This is a genomic window from Flammeovirga pacifica (genome assembly GCF_000807855.2).
Classification (GTDB): Bacteria; Bacteroidota; Bacteroidia; order Cytophagales; family Flammeovirgaceae; genus Flammeovirga; species Flammeovirga pacifica.
This window is the reverse complement of sequence record NZ_JRYR02000001.1, coordinates 2,540,373-2,559,807: the sequence shown is the minus strand read 5'-3', so window position 1 is coordinate 2,559,807 and position 19,435 is coordinate 2,540,373. Positions and strand designations below refer to the sequence as shown.

Here is a 19,435-nt window from a genome sequence, read left to right as displayed (position 1 = left end):
TGTTTAAGGGGTTTAGTTGAAGTCTGATACTAAAATTAAATTAAAATATATGTTTCATGCTATTATTATTCTTTTTAACTAATTGACTTTACTTTTTTAAAGTAGAGTTTAATTTTTGGATATCTCACTAGGTTTATTTTTTATGAAAAGCAGTAAGTCATTTAATAACTTACTGCTGTTGTCTCATTATTTCAGTTTTGCTACCTCATTGGTAATATCACAAGGTTCTTCAAAATCAATTTTTTCTCCTAGTAATTCTAATTGAAAAACAGGAGAAGAAGCAGGAGCAACTTCACATTTATATACCGAGCCAAATGCCTCTAAATCATAGATCAGATTTTTAGAACTACTTCTTGTTGCAATACATATGGGTTGTTCTTTAATACTATCATAAATTCTAATTTCTAAAGTTTCTCCATCTATAGAAAGTACCTGATAAATAATATCATCAGATGTTTTATACCATGCATTCACTTCTGGATTAAACTCAAACTTTGGTAATTCTGGTTGAGGGGTTTTAGGTTGAGGTTCTTCATCTTTTGATCTTTCATTATTACATGAAGCAAAAAGTATTGAAATAAGGCTTATAATAAGGACTAACTTTTTCATTGTGATAATTATTTTGATTACTTTAATTATTATTATATCACAAATATCTTTGGTTAATCTTTCTCAGATAAGTAACTCTAGGTAACTAATAGTAACGTAACGTTTTACATCCCTAAACAATGGAACAATCTTTAAAGCAGACTCAAAATAGAATTATAAACAGCCCTACATTCATTACTTCTTTTAGAGCAAAAAAGCTTTTGAAATATTTATTAGAACATATGGAAGAGGGGAAAGAAGAAGACTTTTCTTCTTACGTTATTGCTTTAGAGGTTTTTGATAGAGAGGAAGATTTTGATCCATCTATTGATCCGATCGTTCGTGTACAAATGGGTCGTTTAAGAGCTTTATTATCAAAGTATTATCTAAATGATAGTGTCCCGAGTGATGTGATTATAGAGATTCCGAAAGGGAAGTATCAACCAAGAGTAAACACGATAGAACAACCTTCAAAATCTAATGTTTCTACTTTAGAATTTCCGTCAATTTATTTTTATCCAACAATAAAAGGAACGGCTAGTGGAGAACAACTATTGAAAAGTATATCACTTAAATTATACCATCGTTTTTACATCAATCAATTTTTTAAAGTCACCTTAGATCGACAAAAAGCGGACTTCCAATTAAAAACATTATGGGAAAACGATATTCTTCAATTATTTCTATTTGATAAAAATCAAACCCTAGTCAAAGTATTTGAATGTACCTGTACTCATGAAGAAGAAGTGGCAACAACTATTCAATTATATATTGATGGGTATTATAGTCCTTTCTTTATGCAACAAAATTGGAAAGGGTTTAAAGCATCAAAATTGGAGTATATTTTTCAATTTGATAAAGAAATTTTAGAAAATCATCGTTACGAAATTCTATCTGCAGGCATTCAAAAATTAGAAGAATCCATACAAGAAAAAGCGCATCCTTTTCTTATTGGTTTATTGATAAAGTTATATCACTTAGATTTTCATTACGGACTAAATATTTATGATCATCCGATAGCAAAAGCCAATCAATATCTAACCAAAGAAAGTACACCAAATATGCTATCTGAAAGGATATGGAGTGAAATTTATCAAAGAAAAGAAACGTCTGCTTATCAATTATATTTAGACTTTATGGCATTGCCTAAACATTATGAAGCGTATTGTCAGGAACTGTTTTTTCATGCTTATTTTGGTGAAAAAACACGTTTTAATGAAGCATTTGATAAAATGAACCAACTAGAATATCCTATTCCTAATTCTTTATTTTTATCAAAAGCAGCTTTAAGTATTGTAGAAGGGAAAAGTCTTTCTGAGGAGGAAGAAAAAGCATTAGATGAACAACCATTTAGCGTGTCTATTTTCTTACTTTCTATAGGAAGTAATAATGATATGAAAAGAAAAAAATCGAACGAAGTATTACTCGATTTAATAGATGGTGATCTTGATAAATTACAAAAAGTGATTTTAAATTGGGTCAATGAGGATAGCTGTCAAATTCTATTAGAAAAATATAAAAGCACCACCTTTTAATTTGCTGTAAAGCAACAAAAGGTGATGCAATTCTAAATACTAATCACAATCTCTTTCCCAGCGTTGTTCGTCGTCTTCCCATTCCCAATGACAACCTATTGGTAATTTTTCTGTGGGTGGATTATTTCTATTATTGTAACCACCTCTATATCCTCTGTCATCACATTCCCTTTCCCATTCATGATCGTCTCGATCCCATTTCCAATAGCAACCATTAGGCAATTGAGCTGTCGGGCGTGGAGGTAAATCATACTCATCATGATCATTATTACAAGACATACTTAAGTTCATTAGTAAAAGTACAATGATGGATAAATTGTGAGAGAAATATTTAAAGTTTTTCATATTCGTTTATTTTGTTTTTTAAATTGATAACGATACAAAGATGAAGTTTGGAAGGGTCAGATATAAGTAACTTACTGTTACGAGGAGTAATGAGATATAAAAAAAGGTTGCCTCATGATTAATTGAGACAACCTTCTTACAGTTATATATGGTATGGAGGTTTTAAGAGAACTCCAATTTTTTAGTCTTTTTTCGTAGAGAAAAAGTTGGATAAAAACTGAAATCCAACAATAGAATAAATAAGATAAACAGTATATTTTGAGAAACCTACATTAGCTACGGCTGCGACTAATAGACTCATTCCACCGAGCCCAATAATAACAGCAAGTCCTAAATACATATACCATTTTCCTTTGATTACACTGTAAAACGTACTAGTAGGAATCATCATTACTAATGAAAATATACCAATACTTAGCCAAATTTGTGCATCAACAAATAAGCTGATACCTAAACTGATTAAACCTGTACTAATTAGAAATAAACTGACTTTTGCCGTTTTCTTTTCTTCATCGGATAGTAGAAATTTACCATAACGATTGACCAATAATAACACGTTGATTAAAGGCCCAATAATCCATGTAGAAAAAGCAAATAAAGCTAAAAGATATATTACAGGAGTAAGGAAAGTAGAGTATTCTGGGTGAGTATCATTAAACCTTCCAAGAAATTTAGCACCCATGTAGAAACCTATAATAAACATCCATTGCTGTGCTCCTTTTAGATTACTCATCCATGTTTGGAAACTAAAAAATAGTTTATAGACAGCATATTTACATCTTAAAGCTTCTAATACCACAGCATGGGCCAAGGTATTGTCTGGTTCAAGCATCATAGCTTCTTCGGCATGATGCAATGCTTTTTTATACTCTTTTGCTTCTAATAAATTCATTGCCGTAACAACATGAGTATAACTATCATTAGGATTTTGGTGAAGATTATCTGCTATAGTTTGCGTCATTTCTTCTTTTAATCCCAATTTTATCGAAGCGGTAGATTTAACGTTCAATGCCAAAGCATTTTCTGCATCCAGCGATAACGCTTTGTGAGCGTTATCATAGCTTTCTTGATAATCTTTATCGACCAAATGAATCTTTGCTAAAACAGCAAAGTAGTCTGCATCAACAGGGTTATATTCAATTGCAGACTTAATCTCTTTTAGTGCTTCTTTAGTTTTACCTTGAATAAGGTGGCATTTAGAGAGACTAAATAACAAGACATCTTCATCACTTGCTATGCTTAACCCATGATGTAAAATCTGTTCAGCATTCTCGAATTTATCCAAATGTATAAGCGTCTCTGCATATAGAAAAATGAGGTAGAGATCATTGGGTTGTTGTCCTAATTGTATTTGAAGCTCCTTTTCTGCTTCTGTATATTTCCCATGATCAAATAGCGTTTTTGCCCTTTGGTAAGTTAGTTCTTGTTCCATTATTTTTTGATTTTTAAGTAGTCCAAAACATCATCATATATACCTGCGGCATTAGAAAAAAGAGCATAGTTTCTTGCTGATGTAAACCACTCTTTAGTGGTAGGAGCATGTGATTTTGTACTTTGAAGCAAATCTTTCGTTTCAATTGGTTTTGGAATACCATCTTCAAAAGAAGCTTCTAATTTTTTCTCAATAGCGATATCAATAATTGCTTCCATATCAGCACCAGAATATTCCTCAGTTTTCTTAGCCACTTTAGAATAATCGATATTACTGATAGGTTTACCGTCTAATTTTAGTTTCAATATTTCTTCTCTCGCTTCTAGATCTGGTGGTGGAATAAACAGAATTCTATCAAACCTACCTGGTCGTCTAAAAGCAGGATCTAGATGCCAAGGTGTATTGGTTGCTCCTAAAATAAGTAACCCATCATTGTTATTCTCTGCTCCATCTAATTCTTGTAAAAACTGATTAATAATGTTTCTACCGGAAGTATTTTTAAAGTTTGATCGATTAGCTCCTAAAGCATCGATTTCATCAAAAAATAGAACACAAGGTGTATTCTGTCTAGCATTTTCAAAAACTTGATGAAGGTTCTTTTCGCTATTGCCCATCCACATGTCTAAAATATCATTAAGACTTACATGAATGAATTTTGCATTTACCTCTCCAGCGGTAGCTTTAGCAATAAAAGTTTTACCGCAACCGGGAGGTCCATATAACAGAATACCTCCACCAACTTTCTTACCATAGGCTTTGTAAAGGTCTGCATTTTGTAAAGGTTTGATGATTTTAAGATCGATCTCTTTTTTTACTTTTTGCATTCCTCCAACATCACTAAAAGTAACGGAAGAAGTAGGTATATTTTCTTCTAATATAGAATTGATTTCATCTAATGCATTGTCGCTTACTTTTAATTGTTGATCCAATTCTTCATCACTAAAGTTAGGATCAATAGCTTGTACTTTAGAATACAAATCGATGGCTTGGGACAAAGAATCTTCTTTGATGTAACACTTTGTAAGTAATACTAAAGCAGAAATATCTTCTTTGTTTTTATCGATATGTTCTTCTAGCATAACTACTGCCATATCTAATTTATTGATATGAAAGTAAGCGAGAGAAAATTTGTATAACAAATCAGGAAATTGATCGGCATAGGGAACCATCATTTGATAGTGAACGCTTGCTTCTTCATATTTCTGATGATCCACCAAGGTGTCTGCTAATAATTTTCTTAGTTGAATGTTAGACGGGCTGTTGGCTAAGGCATCTTCTAATCCCTTAATAATATCGTTGCTCATAAACTTAGTTTTATTCTCTTTTGAAAGTTAATCATAAAAATGAAAAAGATAAAAAAGTATTCCCTTAAGAATAATATAAAATTAAACTAAAGTAGATATTCGCTTATTTTGGTGGATGGGTATATACTAAAAAACAGCCAAAATTAAAGTAAAGTATAATTTTGGCTGTTTTTTTATGAAAATGATAAAAATGTAATTTGAGGTCTAAAATTCAATCTTATAAGCAATAGAAGGAATAATCACTTGTGCCTGATCTTTCTCAATTTGTTGTGTTTGATAATTATATAAATATCCATACTGATCTTTACTTCCTAAAGCATTTAATAGTTGAAACTTCCATGTTCCTGAATATTTTTTCTTATTGATTTTCCAATAAAATGAAACATCCACTCTATAGTTAGGATCTTCTTTTACCGAATAGATATTTGAATCATCATAGACCACTTCTTTGTCTTCTAAACTCTCTTCAACCTTTACAGGGGTAGTGTATTTTCCTCCAATGAAATTGAATCGACCGCTTAATCCAATAATCTTATTATTGTTTTTTCCCACTACCCATTCTTTACCATAAATAGCATTGAAAACGAATCCTCTATTGTACCGTGTATTTCTTTCTATTCCATCTCCACCTTTATATTTTGAATCGAATAATGAACCGGTAAACATATAATAAAAACCTTCAGCTAATGATCTAGAAAGCGTGATGTCTACTCCAACATTTTTTCCTGTGCCTGTACCTTCTAAACGGTCTTCATATAGCCATTGTGCATCAATATTGATGGCCGAATAGGAACTATCTGGAGTAACAGGAATGTCATATAGTAATTGGGCATAAGGTTCTATATCCAATCGGATTTTATCATTCAATTGCCATCCGTAAGAAAATACAAAATGATGTGCTTTTGATAAAGGAAGCGTGGTATTAGGCTGGGTAATTACTCCATTTTCTTCTACTTGACTAAAATACAAAGGTAGCGGCTCGACCTTAGAATGTTTGCCATAAGCTACTCCCAAAGAATGAATAGGATTTAGTTGATAAGTAAGACTACCTCTTGGTTCAAATGTGAGCTCCTCATTAAAATTGACATATTGGGAATGAATACCTACCGTCAGTTTAAGTTGTGATGTGATATTGAATTGTGATTGAGTGAAAAATTGAACAGTATTAATTTCACTCGACTCATTGACATAATCAAAAAGTGGTTCTTTAAATTCAGGAGCAAAACGAAGATTAGAATGATAATCCAATTGATTAAAAATAACACCCGTTCTATTAAAATGAGAGGCATTAAATTTATGTTGAAGAACGGAAGAAACCGTCCATTTATTGTTCTCTAGATACATATCTGAAGAGGGGTGCGGATGCATATTAAAATCATATTCTTCTGCTTCATATCTTTTATATTCTTGAGAGGCTACTACTGATGTTTTCAAAAAAGTCTTATGACTAAAAGAGTAGTTATGAGTTAAACCAATTACACCTGTTCGGAAAGTACCAAGTTCAGAAAAACGATCATATTTTGATTCCCATTTTGTTGTATCCTGAAAGGCTTGTGCGTCGATATTATCCACAAGTCCTAATCCCCAAAGAGAGAAAACTCCTGCTTTTTTGGTAGGAACATTAATTTTAAAACTCAAATCCTGATAAGTAGGAACACTATTATCTACAGGTAAAATGGGTTTGAGTAATGCTAGTGTAGAATAGCGGTAATTGAATAAATAAGAAGCATTGTTCTTTTTCGAAAAAGGACCTTCAGAAGAAATATCCAATCCCATTACACCAAGCTGAACGGCATGTTCGTGCGTCTCATTATTACCATTTCTAAATTGCATATCAAATACACCGGACATAGCATTACCATATTCAGCAGAGAATGCTCCTGTGAGAAAATCAGAATCACCCAACATTAAACCACTGAGTGCTGAAATAGCACCTCCGCCAAAAGAACTTAGACCTCCAAAATGATTGGGATTGGGAATTTCTACACCTTCAAGTCGCCACAAAACTCCTTTGGGAGCATTACCACGAATAACAACTCCATTCTCGTCTAAACTACCTGTTGTTACTCCAGCATAAGAAGCAACTAAACGGGCAGGGTCGTCAAATACAGCTAATCGTTCGGTTTGTTCTACAGTAAAAGAATGCCCACTAACACTTACCATATCGTTTAATGGTTTTCCGTTTCCATTGGTCGCTTTTATAACGACTTCTTCCATTTCGGTTACACTTTCTTTTAGTGGAATGGTTAACACCAATTCTTTAGCAGAAGTCACCATTAAGTTGTTTTCTACTGAAGTTTCAAATCCTATCAACGAAATTTTTAGATGGTGTCGTCCAACAGGAACGCCTTCTATTCTAAATATTCCATTCTCGTTTGAAACTACCCCAATGGGAGTTTCTGTAGATGTGACCATGATTGTAGCAAAAGGAAGAGGAGTTTTTGAAGTAGCATCGATAACTTGTCCACGGACTACTTGAGTAAGATCTTGTCCAAAAGCATAGATAGTGAGTAGACTCAATAGAAATGAGAGAATAGTTTTTTTCATCATGTTTTAATTTTGAGAGAGTAATTTTTGTTTTCATGATGATGACACGGAAGTTAAAGAAGACCCCTATTCTTTTTTGAAATAATTTTTATTTTAATTCTGATTAGTGACGAAATGAAGAGAAAAATGGATTGATAATTAGAAAGGAGTATTTACCTATAAATTAAACTAAAGTAGATATTTGGGTGTTTTAGTAGATGGGTGTATATAAAAAAACAGCCAAAATTAAAGTAAAGTGTAATTTTGGCTGTTTTTTTAAAGAAATAAGATTATCTCACTTTTAAGACCACTTTACCCGTAATTTTACGATCAAGAATAGAATTTAAAGTAGCTATAGCTCCATCAAAATCTACGGTTATTAATTGAGGAGTTTTGACTTTACCTTTCAACATGGCATTGGTTAAACCGTTGGCAGCATCAATAATGGTTTGTAAACTATGTTTATCAAAACCATGTGCAGCACCTAAAGCCAATTGATGAAAAGTAATGTTTTTCGAGAATACGTTCTCATATTTTTCTGGCCGAACTACACCAACGAGCTCCAACATTTCACCATTAAAGGCAAGAGTATTGGCTGCAATAATATCATTATCATCTCCAACAGTATCAAACGATTTTGTAACACCTCTATTTTTAGTCAGTTCTTTTACTCTACTAACCACATCTGTATTTTTATAGTCGATGACCTCATCAGCTCCCAAGCTCTTTACATAATCATGTTTTTGTGAAGAAGCCACTGCAATTACTTTTTTAGCTTTACATACATGTTTAGCAATTTGTACGGCATAAGAACCTACACCTCCTGCACCACCAATAATAAGTACTTTATCATTTTCATTTACCTTTAATTTCTCTACCAAAGCTCTCCATGCTGTCCATCCTGCACAAGGTGCTGCCTCCGCCTCTTTATTTTTTATATTAAATGGTTTATGAAAAACAGTTCTGAAATCATGCACAGCGTATTCAGCTAAACCACCATTAGGTTGAAACATATTACCATGGTAAAATACTTCATCACCTTTAGCGAACCCTTTTACCTTTTTGCCCATTTTTACCACTTCGCCTACAACATCTAAACCCACAACAAATGGAGTTGAAATAGGGGTAGGGAGAGCTTCTTTCCAAAATTTAATTTTAGCATCTACAGGATTAATTCCACAAGCTTTTACTTTTACAAGGATTTCATTTTTTCCGATATCAGGAATAGCGATCTCTTCTATTTGAAATTGATCTGTTTCGAATTGATAGGTTATAGCTTTCATTTCAGGGTTATTTGTTTATTACTAAGATAGTAAATTCATTAAAATTCATAAACATCATTTATTTGCGACAATGTTGCAAAAATGATTTATACTTTACTATCTTTGAGAAATATTATTCTATTAGTTATTCATTTCAACAAACACTTTCTTAAAAGCATGATATAAAAACTACACAAACGAATTAAAAAATTTTACATTTTAAATGCGACACTGTCGCGTTGTTAAATCATTTATTTAATGCTTGCTAGATATATATCTATTAATTGTAATATCCTTTACATTACAATGCTGGTAATTCTTGTGTTTAATTTTAATGGTTATGCACAATCAGAAAGACTAATAATAGTTACAGATGAAGGAAATCAACCTTTACAATCTGTATCTGTTTTTTCGGTGAAGGACAATGTATTATTAGGAACTACATCAAAAAAAGGTGAGTTGATTAATACTTTTCAAAATGAAGCCGTAGTAATGCTTCATGCTTTAGGTTATGAAGACCTTATTGTTACTATTAAACCCAATAAAGACTATTCTTTTCATTTGCATGAAAAAATTGATGAATTAGACGAAGTTGTAGTGACGGGTGGTTTTGTTCCCACAAAAGCCAATGCATCTCTATACAAAGTCAAAAGAATTGGGGTGGATGAAGTAGAAGCAAGAGGAGCTGTAAATATGAGCGACCTCTTAGAGCAACAACAAAACATTAAAGTAATCCATGATAATGTTTTAGGGAGTAGAATTATCCTTAATGGGTTATCAGGTGTGAATGTAAAAATGCTGATGGATGGTTTGCCATTAGTAAGTGGTAGTGGAGATGATGTTGATTTGAATCAATTGAACCTAAATGATATTGAAAGAATTGAAGTTGTTGAAGGACCTTTATCCGTACAATATGGTAGTAATGCTCTTGCCGGAACAGTCAATTTGATTACTAAAAAGCCCTCTTTAGACGATCCATGGAGAGGTGGAGTGAATACTTATGCAGAAACTGTTGGTAAGTTTAATGTTGATGCAAGTTTAAGGAAAGGATGGAAAAATACTTCTTTATCATTAAGTGGTGGACGCAACCAGTTTTTAGGGTATGATTTAGACCCCAATAAAAGAGGAAAGTTTTGGCGACCTAATACTCAATATTATGGTAATATGAGAGTAAAACAGCAAATCAAAAATGTAGCTATTTCTGGTTTCTATCAACAATTCTATGAACAGGCACAAGGTTTAGGAGAATCGCAGTTGGGTTTGAACTCTCAAATAAATAAGGTGAGTCAAATGGCTAGAGATAACGAGTTTACAACGCATAGAATTAATGGGGGGATAAATATTGATGCGAAACTGAACCATAGAAGTCAACTTCAATTTATGAACGGAATCTCTTATTATGAGCAACAAACTCAGAAGTTTGTAAGAGATTTAGATTATAACATGGAGTGGTTAAGCAATACAGCATCAGATCATGATACCACTTCTTTTTTGACAGCCACATTTAGAGGGAGTTATATCTTGTCAGAAATTGGTGCTAATAATTCTACTTGGGTAGTTGGTTATGAAGCCAACGTCAATAGAGCTGCGGGCGGACGAGTGGAATCTGGTTCGGCCGATGGATATGATGAATACTCTGCTTATACTGCTTACAAGTGGCAAATTTCTCCTAAAGTGGCTTTTCAATCGGCATTTAGATATACCTACAATACTTATTTTCATAATGGAGCAGTACAATTTTTAGGAGCAGATTTACCTTTGGTTCCCTCATTTAATCTTTTGTACAAGCCATCAGAAAATTGGCAATACAGACTAAGTTATGGTAAAGGTTATAGGGTACCATCGATGAGAGAAATGTTCTACCATATGCAAGATCAAAATCACTATATCGTAGGTAATCCTAATCTGACGCCAGAGGTAGGTGACAACTTTAATTTTCAAACAACTTACGCTATAAATAAGGGAGATTGGAGGTATTCAATCAATACTTCTCTTTTCTATAACAACATCAAAAATAAGATTGAAATGATGGAAATGGACCGTTCGTTATTACCTCCTGATGTTCCTGAAAATACACCCGTAGTAAGAACATATGATAATATCGAAGAGTTTGTATCGACAGGTTTCTCCATCAATTTAGCAACAGAATATAAATCAAGATTAACCATAGATCCAGGTTTTAGTTTTTTAGCCCGATCGGGTTCAGAAGCTTCAGAACAATTCTTTAATAGCTATGAAATTACATTAAGAACAAGCTATCTGCTTAAAAAACTTGATACTAAAATTAATCTATTCTACAAGTTCAACAGTCCGTATGCAGAATTTGCAAAAGAAGCTGATGGCACTGTGGGTACACAAACTTTAGACTCTTATAGTTTATTGGATTTAACGGCTACCAAACCATTTTTTAATAGAAAACTCTTGGTTACAGCTGGAGCTAAAAACTTATTGAATGTCACGAAGGTGAATATCTATGGAGACGGTTCAAAAGGAATTTTATCGCGTATCGGTACTGGTGAAAGACCTATCGATTACGGGACGCAACTATTTATAAAATTAGGTTATCAATTTTAATATTATCCATAATGAAGTTATTTAATACAACAATTTTCAGCAGCCTTTTACTTTTGTCTTTATTCTCTTGTAATGAGGCAGATGATTCTAATACAATTCCTCCTGATGATAACGTCGATAGTAAAATTATCACCGCAGAGTTAACAGGTCAATTGTCAAATCAAGTTTATGTTGATTTAAACACAGGTGAAACATCTACAGTAGAAGTAAATACTTGGGAGATTGCTTTTGATCAAAACGGGACGATCATTTCAAATTCAGGTAAGAAAGTAGCTTTAGCTATGCCTCTTGAAACGGATTTTGATGAAATCAACGAAGAAAGTGTGCAAGGCTTACAATTATTTTATGATGATGAAACGGCCGATTTAACCTTAACGGCATGGAATAAAAATAATTTTGAGCTAAACACTCCTTACATTTTAGACCTAGGTATTAACGGTTTAGGTAAAGTGATAGGATTCAAAAAGTTTATCATTTCAGAGAATTCTTCTTCTCAAGTTGTAATTAAATTTGCGGATCTGAATGGAGAGAATGAAGCAACGACAACTATCGAAAAAAGTGCTGGTTTTGTATATTTCTCTGCAGTAGAAAATAAGGTAAACGAGGTAGAGCCATCAAAATGGGATATCGTTTTGAAGCCTGTAACCGTAAGAACTGGTGCACCATGTTCAGCTTTAGGTCCAGGAGCAATGCCAGGTATCAACTGTGATATCATGAGATTGAATGCTTCAGTAATTATCAATCAAAATGGTTTAGTTAAAGGAGCTAAATCATCAAACTTCCCAGATTTGGAAGCGAATGATGACCCTGAACATGAAATCAACAAACTGACTATTGAGGATAGTAATTTTGATGAAATCACTGCATCAAATGTAAATGACATTGAGAAAACTACCCAAGGAAATATAATCGGTAAAGAATGGTTTCACATTCAAACTCCACACAGAGACGGTGTTTATAAAGTATATAGTCATATCACTTTTGTCGTAAACGATGAGGAAGGAAACAACTATAAATTAAGATTCCTTACTTATTCAAAAGATGGTCAAAATGGCTATCCAACATTTGAATATCAATTGATTCAAAACAATTAGAATGTAATAGAAAGAGAAATAAGAACGGCGGGGATATTCTTTCGTCGTTCTTTGATTACTAAGCGTCAAACAAACTCATTAGAATGAAATTCATCAAAGAGAATAAAAAGAAAATACTATCATTTGGTGGCGTATTTTTAGCGACACTTTTGGTGTATTTGTATTATGCAACTCAAGTAAGCGTAACACAAATTGCCTTTATTGATTTCTCTGAATTCCAGTTATCAAAAATCAACAAAGTAAACGATAACGATTGGATAGAAATCAATTCCCTTTCAAAAAAAGATATAGATCAAGCATCTAGCTATGACGTGATTTACCTATTTGGTCGAGGGTTATCACTTTCAGCAGATGAACAACGATCTTTGATGAAAGCAGGTCATCGTGGTACGAAAGTGTATGTGTATGCATCAAATAATGATGATTACAATAGACTAAGTAATATCGATTCTGTATCTGAAATAGCCATTGAAACCTATATGGATAATGGTGGGGAAGAAAATTATCATCAATTATTAAATTTTTCAAGAGTAAATGTTGATAAAAAAACGTGGTTTCTTCCACAAGTAAAATCACCGGAAATTATTCCTGAAGATGCCTATTTAAGTATGGGTACCACAAAAGCATTTACAGAATTGAATAAAGTAATTGCTGATCAGAAAAAGAATAAAACCTATGTAGAAGGACAACCCACAGTGGCACTTTTAACGAGTGTTCCGGGACCTTTTAATGCCAATCCAGATCATATATTTGATCTTCAAAAAGCACTATTCGAAAGAGGTTTAAATGTAATTACAATTACCTCTCATAGAAATAGAGTGAAGATGATGAAAGAAACTTCACCGGATCTTATTGTGTATTTGCCACACGGTCGTTTGGCAGGGCACTCTAGAGAAGATGTGGGTAAATGGTTAGAAGAAAGTAATATTCCTGTTTTGTCTCCTTTGAGTATTTTTCAGAAGAAAGAAGATTGGGAAAACTCTCAGAAAGGAATGTCTGGCGGTATGTTAAGTATGAATGTTGTACTGCCAGAATTGGATGGAGCAGTTGCACCTTATGCTTTTGCTGTAGAAATGAAAGATGAATCTGGCTTCCTGAAATTTAAAGGTATGCCAGAAAGAATCAATCGATTAGCCGATAGATGTAAAAACTATATCACTATTAAAAAGAAACCGAAAGCAGAACAAAAAATAGCTATTTACTATTTTAAAGGACCAGGGATGAATGCTATGGTTGCTTCGAATTTAGAAGTGGAACAATCGCTTTACAACACTTTAAAAATGTTGAAAGCCCAAGGTTTTAAAGTAGACAATATGCCTAAAGATCAGAAGGCTTTCCATCAGCTAATTCAGAAAAATGGATTGGTATTAGGGCCTTATGCAAAAGGGAAATTTGATGATTTTGTGAAAACAGCAGATCCTGTTTTAGTCGATACCATGAGTTATAATCAATGGACGTCTAAAGATTTGACAAAAAGTGCTTATGGTGAGGTAGTCAAGAAATTTGGTGATGCTCCGGGAGATTATCTTTCTGTAAAAGAAAAGGACAATGCATACATTGCTGTTTCAAGGTTGGATTTTGGAAATGTAGTCTTGTTGCCTCAACCTATGCCCGGTTTAGGGGATGATAGTTTCAAGTTAGTACACGGAGCAAAAGCGGCTCCTCCTCATCCGTACATAGCTTCTTATTTATGGACAAAAAATGCGTTCAAAGCAGATGCAATTATCCATTTTGGTACTCATGGTAGTTTAGAGTTTACACCGGGAAAACAAGTAGGTTTATCGTCCAATGATTGGAGTGATGCATTAATCGGCAATATACCCCATTTTTATGTGTATACCATCAGTAATATTGGAGAAGGAATAATTGCAAAACGTAGAAGTTATGCCACAACGGTAACACATTTAACTGCTCCTTTTACTGAAGGTGATGTGCATAATGAATTAAAAATATTAGAAGAAAAGTTAGACAAATTCTACAGTGTAGAGAACCCTAACTTGAAATCGAAATATAAAAAATCGGTAGTCGAATTGGCAAAGCAAATGAATATTGATGAAGACTTACAACTGGATTTTTCTGGAGAGGTAAGCGACTCTTCTTTATTTGTTATATCGCAATATGTGGAGGAAATTGGCAATTCTAAAGTAGCCAATGGCTTGTATAGTTTAGGTAGACTATATTCTGAAAAACAATTGAATGAAACGGCCTTACTGATGTCTTTAGATCCAATAGCCTACAGTTTAGCTCAATTAGATGTAGCTGATGGTATTATTGATAAAAAACAAGCAGAAGATGCACGATACTTCGATAAATATTATCGTCAACCCTCAAAAGAGCTATTGAAAAAGTTACTCTCGAATAAAGTCACTTTACAGCAGGCACAACATCAAATGATCAAAAAGGAGAGATTAGATAAAATTGAGGCTTGGAAAGAACAAGAATCGATAGCTAAGGCACATGCGAAAAAGCATCAAAAGAAAAAAGTAGATGGTAAAAGTGGGGCATCACAAATAAAAAAGAAATTAGATATACCTAAAGAGGAGTTATTAAAACAAAGGGCTGCAGCACAAAAGAAAAGTGCAAAAGCAAGAACCAAAATGTTATATACTCAGAATGTCCAGAACGTTTTTACTGGGTTAGAAAACCTGATGAAATCGAAAGGAAATCTAAAGATTAGTACTCGACAAGAGCAATTATCTTTGGTGAACGGACTAAGAGGAGGACATATATTACCCACCTCAGGAGGAGATCCTATTGCTAATGCATTCGCTGTTCCAACAGGTAGAAATTTATATTCTATAGATGCAGAAGCAACTCCATCTAAAGAGTCTTGGGAGTTAGGGAAATCTTTAGGTAAAAAGTTATTAGAGCAGCATTTTGCTAAAAATGGAGTTTATCCAAAGAAAGTCAGCTTTACCTTATGGGCAAGTAGTTTTATAGAAACAGAAGGAGCTACTTTTGCCGAAATTCTTTACCTATTAGGTGTTGAACCCGTTCGAGGTCCTTATGGAAAAGTGATGGATGTACAGTTGATTCCATCTGAAGAATTGAACCGTCCAAGAGTAGATGTTGTCGTTCAAACTGCAGGTCAGTTTAGAGATTTAGCAGCTTCGAGAATGTTCTTGATTAATAAGGCAGTGAAATTAGCAGCCAATGCAGATGAGCTTGTAGAAAACTTTGTAAAAACCGGAGTTGCCGATGCAGAACGATACTTAAAGGAAAAGGGAATGTCGCCACAGAAAGCACAGCGATTTGCGGCAGACAGAGTCTTTGGTGGAGTTAATGGTAACTACGGAACAAATATTATGGGATTGGTAGAAAAGGGAGATCGTTGGGAATCGGAAGATCAGATAGCGACTACCTATATCAATAACATGGGGGCAGTTTATGGAGAAGAAGATTGGGGAGAATTTGCCGAAGGTATTTTTGAAGCAGCTCTTCAAAATACAGATGTTGTAGTGCAACCAAGACAAAGTAATACTTGGGGTGGTTTAAGTTTAGATCACGTATATGAGTTTATGGGTGGATTAAGCATGGCTGTTCGTCATACAACCGGTAAAGATCCTGATGCCTATTTTAATGATTATAGAAATGCCAATAACGTAAAAATTCAAGGGGTAAAAGAAGCCTTGATGGTTGAAGCTCGTTCCACTTTATTGAATCCAAAATACCTAAAAGGGATGATGAAAGAAGGAGCAACAAGTGCAGAAAATGTAGCAGAAACCATACGCAATACCTATGGTTGGAACGTGATGAAACCCAAAGAAATTGATAATCACCTTTGGGATGATTTGATGGATGTATTGGTTGAAGATAAATACAACTTAAATACACAGGAGTTCTTTGAAAGAGAAAATCCATATGCTTTAGAAGAAGTGACAGCTGTGATGTTGGAAACGATTCGTAAAGGCTATTGGAAAGCAAGCAAAGAACAAATAGAGAAGTTGGTCGAGGTGCATCAAGAAATGATTGAGAAACACAATGCCGGTTGTAGCGAGTTTGTGTGTGATAACATGAAATTGAAAGATTTTATTGTTAATAACTCAACGAATCAACAGTTAAAAGAAAGTTATCAACAGCAAATAGCAAAAGTTAGGGAGTTATCAACACCTCAACCTACTAATGTGAAAGAAAAGAAGAGTATCCAACTCGAAAAAGAAGTGATTCAAGAAGAAAATGTGGATAATTCTTTAAAAATGGAAGAAGGTTTAACTACCACAGAAATAGGAGTTACACTTGGAGTTCTTCTCGTAATACTTCTCTTAATTGGTATTTACTACAAACAAAAATAATTATGGAAGGCGTTTTCTTTTTAATACTTTCCATGAGTTTAGTTCTAATGATTATCGACCGATGGCAGTTTCGACCGCTGCCATTGGTCATTAGATATTTTATGATTAGTAGTATTGCATTACTATCATTTAATACAATTATTAGTCAGAGTAAAAGTTATTGGTTTCAAGAAATGATGAGCGAACAATGGGTGCTTTTGTACTTCATTTTTCTAGTAGTAGAATTACTATTAGGGATTCTTTTTTCTGTATTTTCTGCCAATAATAATCTTCAAAAAATCAATCAAATACTGGCCTTTGTTCCAAGACCAACTTCTATTTTTTCCATCTTACTAATAGAAATTTTAGTTTTTGATCAGGTACATGGATGGAGCTTTAAATGGGTAAGTATCGCTTATGCAATCAGTATAATAATATTAGGTGTAGGTACTTATTTTATATTCAGAAATAACGAATCATTGAACAAGCTGAAATCGGTAGTCGTGACGGTTTTCAGTCTATTACAGTTGTTATTGATCTCTACTTTATTTCAACCTCAAAAATTAGAGAATAACGAAAACACATCATTTGACCCTCAATCCTCTTTGTTTGTCCTATTGACTTTTTTAGGATTTGCTTTGGTTGGGTTTTTCATATCACTGAGAAAAAATTATGGATTACGTAAATAAAATATTGTTTTGGATTTCATCAGGTTTGATGTTTCCAACGGTCGTGGCCTTGATCGTTATGTTTATCATTTCCTTAGTAAAATTAGGAGAGAACTATCAGGCATTCATTCAAAGAGTGAAACAAAAGAAAGTAATTAAACCTTATATCGATCAATTAAAACAAACTTTAGTTCAGCCCGAATTTGAATCATCTTCTCTGTTAATGTCTAGTATAATGGAGTTATTTACTTTTCAAGATTCTCTAGTGAGAAGGGAAAGAGTGATAGCAGAGTTTGAAGCAAAAGGACGAAAATCGTTAAGCATCTTAAAAAACTTAGCTAAGATGGGTCCTGTGGTGGGGCTAATGGGAACTTTAATTCCTATGGGGCCAGCGTTAGTTGGTTTATCTTCTGGTGATATCGCTTCTATGGCGAATAATATGCAAATGGCTTTTGCTACAACAGTAGTAGGGTTAATTATTGGAGGAATAGGATTTATTCTCCAAAACTTTCAGCAAAGATGGTTTGCAGAAGACTACGCCACTTTAGTTTTTATTGTTGATTTAATGCAAGAAGAAAATGAGAAGAAGAAACAACCCGTTCTTAACTAACGACGATGATATCGATTCGGTAGCATCAGTGGCCAACCTTTTTGATGTAGCCATGGTCTTTGCGGTGGCACTTATGATCGCTTTAGTGACCCGTTTCAATATGCAAGAATTCTTTACAGAGGAAGACTTTACTATTGTGAAAAATCCGGGAAAGGAACAGATGGAAATTATTACTAAAAAAGGAAAGGAAATCACTAAATACAAACCCTCGGAGAGTCAAGATAAAACGGAGTCGGGAGATAAAGGAAAGAAAATTGGTACGGCGTATCAGTTGGAAAGCGGAGAAGTAATTTATATTGAAGATTGATTTAAAACAGGTAGTAAGTAGGTACAAATTAATCGATAAAGCTTTCTTTATTCTTGTCGTTTTATCTACGAACATTTGTGGACCTTCTTTTCTATTTTTCAACGTTTTTATCATTTTAATAAAAAGTGATGAAATTAAACTAAAGTAGATATTTGGCCAGTTTATGACATGGGTATATATCAAAAAACAGCCTAAATTAAAGTAAAATATAATTTAGGCTGTTTTTTGATATATCTTCATATTCAAGATTAAAGCAAGCAAACTTAATTTCTCTATTAATCAACAAGAATTTGATTCATTAGATAAAGACGAGAATTCGGGAATAATTGAGGTGATTGATGATTTCAATTATTATGCAAATGAATCTTACGATACCCTATCAAATTTAGGATATAAGCTTGACCTATCAGCCCATAGGTACTACTGTATTGAATTGTATGATAGTACCACAATTACATATGATCGTTTACAAGTCGATGACGAAATTGTTGGACGAATATATTCAGACGGTAGCACAACAAAAATACATTATGGTGTAGCAACTGATGTCGATATTTTGAATGAGGAAAAAGAGTTTATTAAATTGTAATATAAATTCACTCATCAATCTCAATGGACACTCCCGAATTTCATAAAGATATTTTAGTAAAACTCCTCAAAGAGCAAGAACCCCAAAGGTTAGACTTAGTTTTTCATCTTGAAAAATTGACAACTAGAAAGTGGGAACTTCAACCGTATATTCAAATAGTGTCTGATGATAAAGCAAATGAACCTGGTTCAGAATGGCAATTTGATGAAAATATTGTTTTGGAGGATAATGAACAAGGAACAATCGTTTTAGATATACTTAAAGATGGGAGAATAGGAGGGATTGAGTTTCTTGATCTCATATAAAAACGAAGTATACCAATAAAAAAAC

Annotated in this window: 15 protein-coding genes; 9 read left to right on the top strand and 6 right to left on the bottom strand. The window is 33.5% G+C overall.

What is annotated here, in order from left to right; genetic code table 11:
- Nucleotides 1-186: 186 nt before the first annotated feature.
- On the bottom strand, nucleotides 187-609 hold the full coding sequence (locus NH26_RS10030) for a hypothetical protein (RefSeq protein WP_044227964.1): 423 nt from the start codon (nucleotides 607-609) through the stop codon (nucleotides 187-189).
- 119 nt (nucleotides 610-728) lie between these two features.
- Here NH26_RS10030 and NH26_RS10025 point away from each other — a divergent pair, with 119 nt between their 5' ends.
- Nucleotides 729-2,123 (top strand): hypothetical protein, encoded by a 1,395-nt coding sequence (locus NH26_RS10025; RefSeq protein WP_044227961.1) that lies wholly within the window; start codon nucleotides 729-731, stop codon nucleotides 2,121-2,123.
- 39 nt (nucleotides 2,124-2,162) lie between these two features.
- On the opposite strand, the gene NH26_RS10020 is transcribed toward NH26_RS10025, so the two are convergent.
- From NH26_RS10020 to NH26_RS10000, 5 genes are all read right to left on the bottom strand, one after another.
- Nucleotides 2,163-2,468 carry a hypothetical protein gene (locus tag NH26_RS10020; protein ID WP_044227958.1) on the bottom strand — a complete coding sequence of 102 codons (306 nt, stop codon included), beginning with the start codon at nucleotides 2,466-2,468 and terminating at the stop codon, nucleotides 2,163-2,165.
- A 181-nt stretch (nucleotides 2,469-2,649) separates the two neighbouring features.
- Complete coding sequence (locus tag NH26_RS10015; protein ID WP_044227953.1) at nucleotides 2,650-3,900, bottom strand: tetratricopeptide repeat protein; 1,251 nt, start codon at nucleotides 3,898-3,900, stop codon at nucleotides 2,650-2,652.
- Nucleotides 3,900-5,204 carry an ATP-binding protein gene (locus NH26_RS10010; RefSeq protein WP_044227951.1) on the bottom strand — a complete coding sequence of 435 codons (1,305 nt, stop codon included), beginning with the start codon at nucleotides 5,202-5,204 and terminating at the stop codon, nucleotides 3,900-3,902. Before NH26_RS10010 ends, NH26_RS10015 begins: the two co-directional genes overlap by 1 nt.
- Nucleotides 5,205-5,408: 204 nt before the next feature.
- A complete protein-coding gene (locus tag NH26_RS10005; RefSeq protein ID WP_044228030.1) occupies nucleotides 5,409-7,751 on the bottom strand; it encodes a TonB-dependent receptor in 2,343 nt (780 codons plus the stop codon).
- 269 nt (nucleotides 7,752-8,020) lie between these two features.
- A complete protein-coding gene (locus tag NH26_RS10000; protein WP_044227948.1) occupies nucleotides 8,021-9,013 on the bottom strand; it encodes a zinc-binding dehydrogenase in 993 nt (330 codons plus the stop codon).
- Nucleotides 9,014-9,298: 285 nt separating this feature from the next.
- On the opposite strand from NH26_RS10000, the gene NH26_RS09995 reads away from it, so the two are divergent.
- The 8 genes from NH26_RS09995 to NH26_RS09960 all read left to right on the top strand — a co-directional run bounded on the left by NH26_RS09995 (nucleotide 9,299) and on the right by NH26_RS09960 (nucleotide 19,410).
- Complete coding sequence (locus NH26_RS09995; protein ID WP_052432260.1) at nucleotides 9,299-11,566, top strand: TonB-dependent receptor; 2,268 nt, start codon at nucleotides 9,299-9,301, stop codon at nucleotides 11,564-11,566.
- 11 nt (nucleotides 11,567-11,577) lie between these two features.
- Complete coding sequence (locus tag NH26_RS09990; protein ID WP_044227946.1) at nucleotides 11,578-12,660, top strand: HmuY family protein; 1,083 nt, start codon at nucleotides 11,578-11,580, stop codon at nucleotides 12,658-12,660.
- 83 nt (nucleotides 12,661-12,743) lie between these two features.
- On the top strand, nucleotides 12,744-16,952 hold the full coding sequence (locus tag NH26_RS09985; protein WP_044227943.1) for a cobaltochelatase subunit CobN: 4,209 nt from the start codon (nucleotides 12,744-12,746) through the stop codon (nucleotides 16,950-16,952).
- 32 nt (nucleotides 16,953-16,984) lie between these two features.
- Entirely contained in the window at nucleotides 16,985-17,620 is a 636-nt protein-coding gene (locus tag NH26_RS09980; protein WP_139262976.1) for a hypothetical protein, read from the top strand.
- Nucleotides 17,604-18,209, top strand: coding sequence for a MotA/TolQ/ExbB proton channel family protein (locus NH26_RS09975; RefSeq protein ID WP_044227937.1), 606 nt, complete (start codon nucleotides 17,604-17,606; stop codon nucleotides 18,207-18,209). The genes NH26_RS09980 and NH26_RS09975 overlap by 17 nt, the downstream gene beginning before the upstream one ends.
- On the top strand, nucleotides 18,178-18,516 hold the full coding sequence (locus NH26_RS09970) for a DUF2149 domain-containing protein (RefSeq protein WP_044227935.1): 339 nt from the start codon (nucleotides 18,178-18,180) through the stop codon (nucleotides 18,514-18,516). Before NH26_RS09975 ends, NH26_RS09970 begins: the two co-directional genes overlap by 32 nt.
- Before the next feature lie 331 nt (nucleotides 18,517-18,847).
- A complete protein-coding gene (locus tag NH26_RS09965; protein WP_044227931.1) occupies nucleotides 18,848-19,105 on the top strand; it encodes a hypothetical protein in 258 nt (85 codons plus the stop codon).
- A 23-nt stretch (nucleotides 19,106-19,128) separates the two neighbouring features.
- Complete coding sequence (locus NH26_RS09960; RefSeq protein ID WP_044227928.1) at nucleotides 19,129-19,410, top strand: hypothetical protein; 282 nt, start codon at nucleotides 19,129-19,131, stop codon at nucleotides 19,408-19,410.
- Nucleotides 19,411-19,435: the final 25 nt, after the last annotated feature.

Excerpts from the sequence above, each read along its gene's own strand:
- NH26_RS09970 (WP_044227935.1), top strand. The coding sequence starts at position 18,178 with ATGAGAAGAAGAAACAACCCGTTCTTAACTAACGACGATGATATCGAT.
- NH26_RS09960 (WP_044227928.1), top strand. The coding sequence starts at position 19,129 with ATGGACACTCCCGAATTTCATAAAGATATTTTAGTAAAACTCCTCAAA.
- NH26_RS09975 (WP_044227937.1), top strand. The coding sequence starts at position 17,604 with ATGGATTACGTAAATAAAATATTGTTTTGGATTTCATCAGGTTTGATG.
- NH26_RS09990 (WP_044227946.1), top strand. The coding sequence starts at position 11,578 with ATGAAGTTATTTAATACAACAATTTTCAGCAGCCTTTTACTTTTGTCT.
- NH26_RS10025 (WP_044227961.1), top strand. The coding sequence starts at position 729 with ATGGAACAATCTTTAAAGCAGACTCAAAATAGAATTATAAACAGCCCT.
- NH26_RS10015 (WP_044227953.1), bottom strand. The coding sequence starts at position 3,900 with ATGGAACAAGAACTAACTTACCAAAGGGCAAAAACGCTATTTGATCAT.
- NH26_RS09980 (WP_139262976.1), top strand. The coding sequence starts at position 16,985 with ATGAGTTTAGTTCTAATGATTATCGACCGATGGCAGTTTCGACCGCTG.
- NH26_RS10030 (WP_044227964.1), bottom strand. The coding sequence starts at position 609 with ATGAAAAAGTTAGTCCTTATTATAAGCCTTATTTCAATACTTTTTGCT.
- NH26_RS10010 (WP_044227951.1), bottom strand. The coding sequence starts at position 5,204 with ATGAGCAACGATATTATTAAGGGATTAGAAGATGCCTTAGCCAACAGC.
- NH26_RS10020 (WP_044227958.1), bottom strand. The coding sequence starts at position 2,468 with ATGAAAAACTTTAAATATTTCTCTCACAATTTATCCATCATTGTACTT.
- NH26_RS09995 (WP_052432260.1), top strand. The coding sequence starts at position 9,299 with ATGCTGGTAATTCTTGTGTTTAATTTTAATGGTTATGCACAATCAGAA.
- NH26_RS10000 (WP_044227948.1), bottom strand. The coding sequence starts at position 9,013 with ATGAAAGCTATAACCTATCAATTCGAAACAGATCAATTTCAAATAGAA.
- NH26_RS09985 (WP_044227943.1), top strand. The coding sequence starts at position 12,744 with ATGAAATTCATCAAAGAGAATAAAAAGAAAATACTATCATTTGGTGGC.
- NH26_RS10005 (WP_044228030.1), bottom strand. The coding sequence starts at position 7,751 with ATGAAAAAAACTATTCTCTCATTTCTATTGAGTCTACTCACTATCTAT.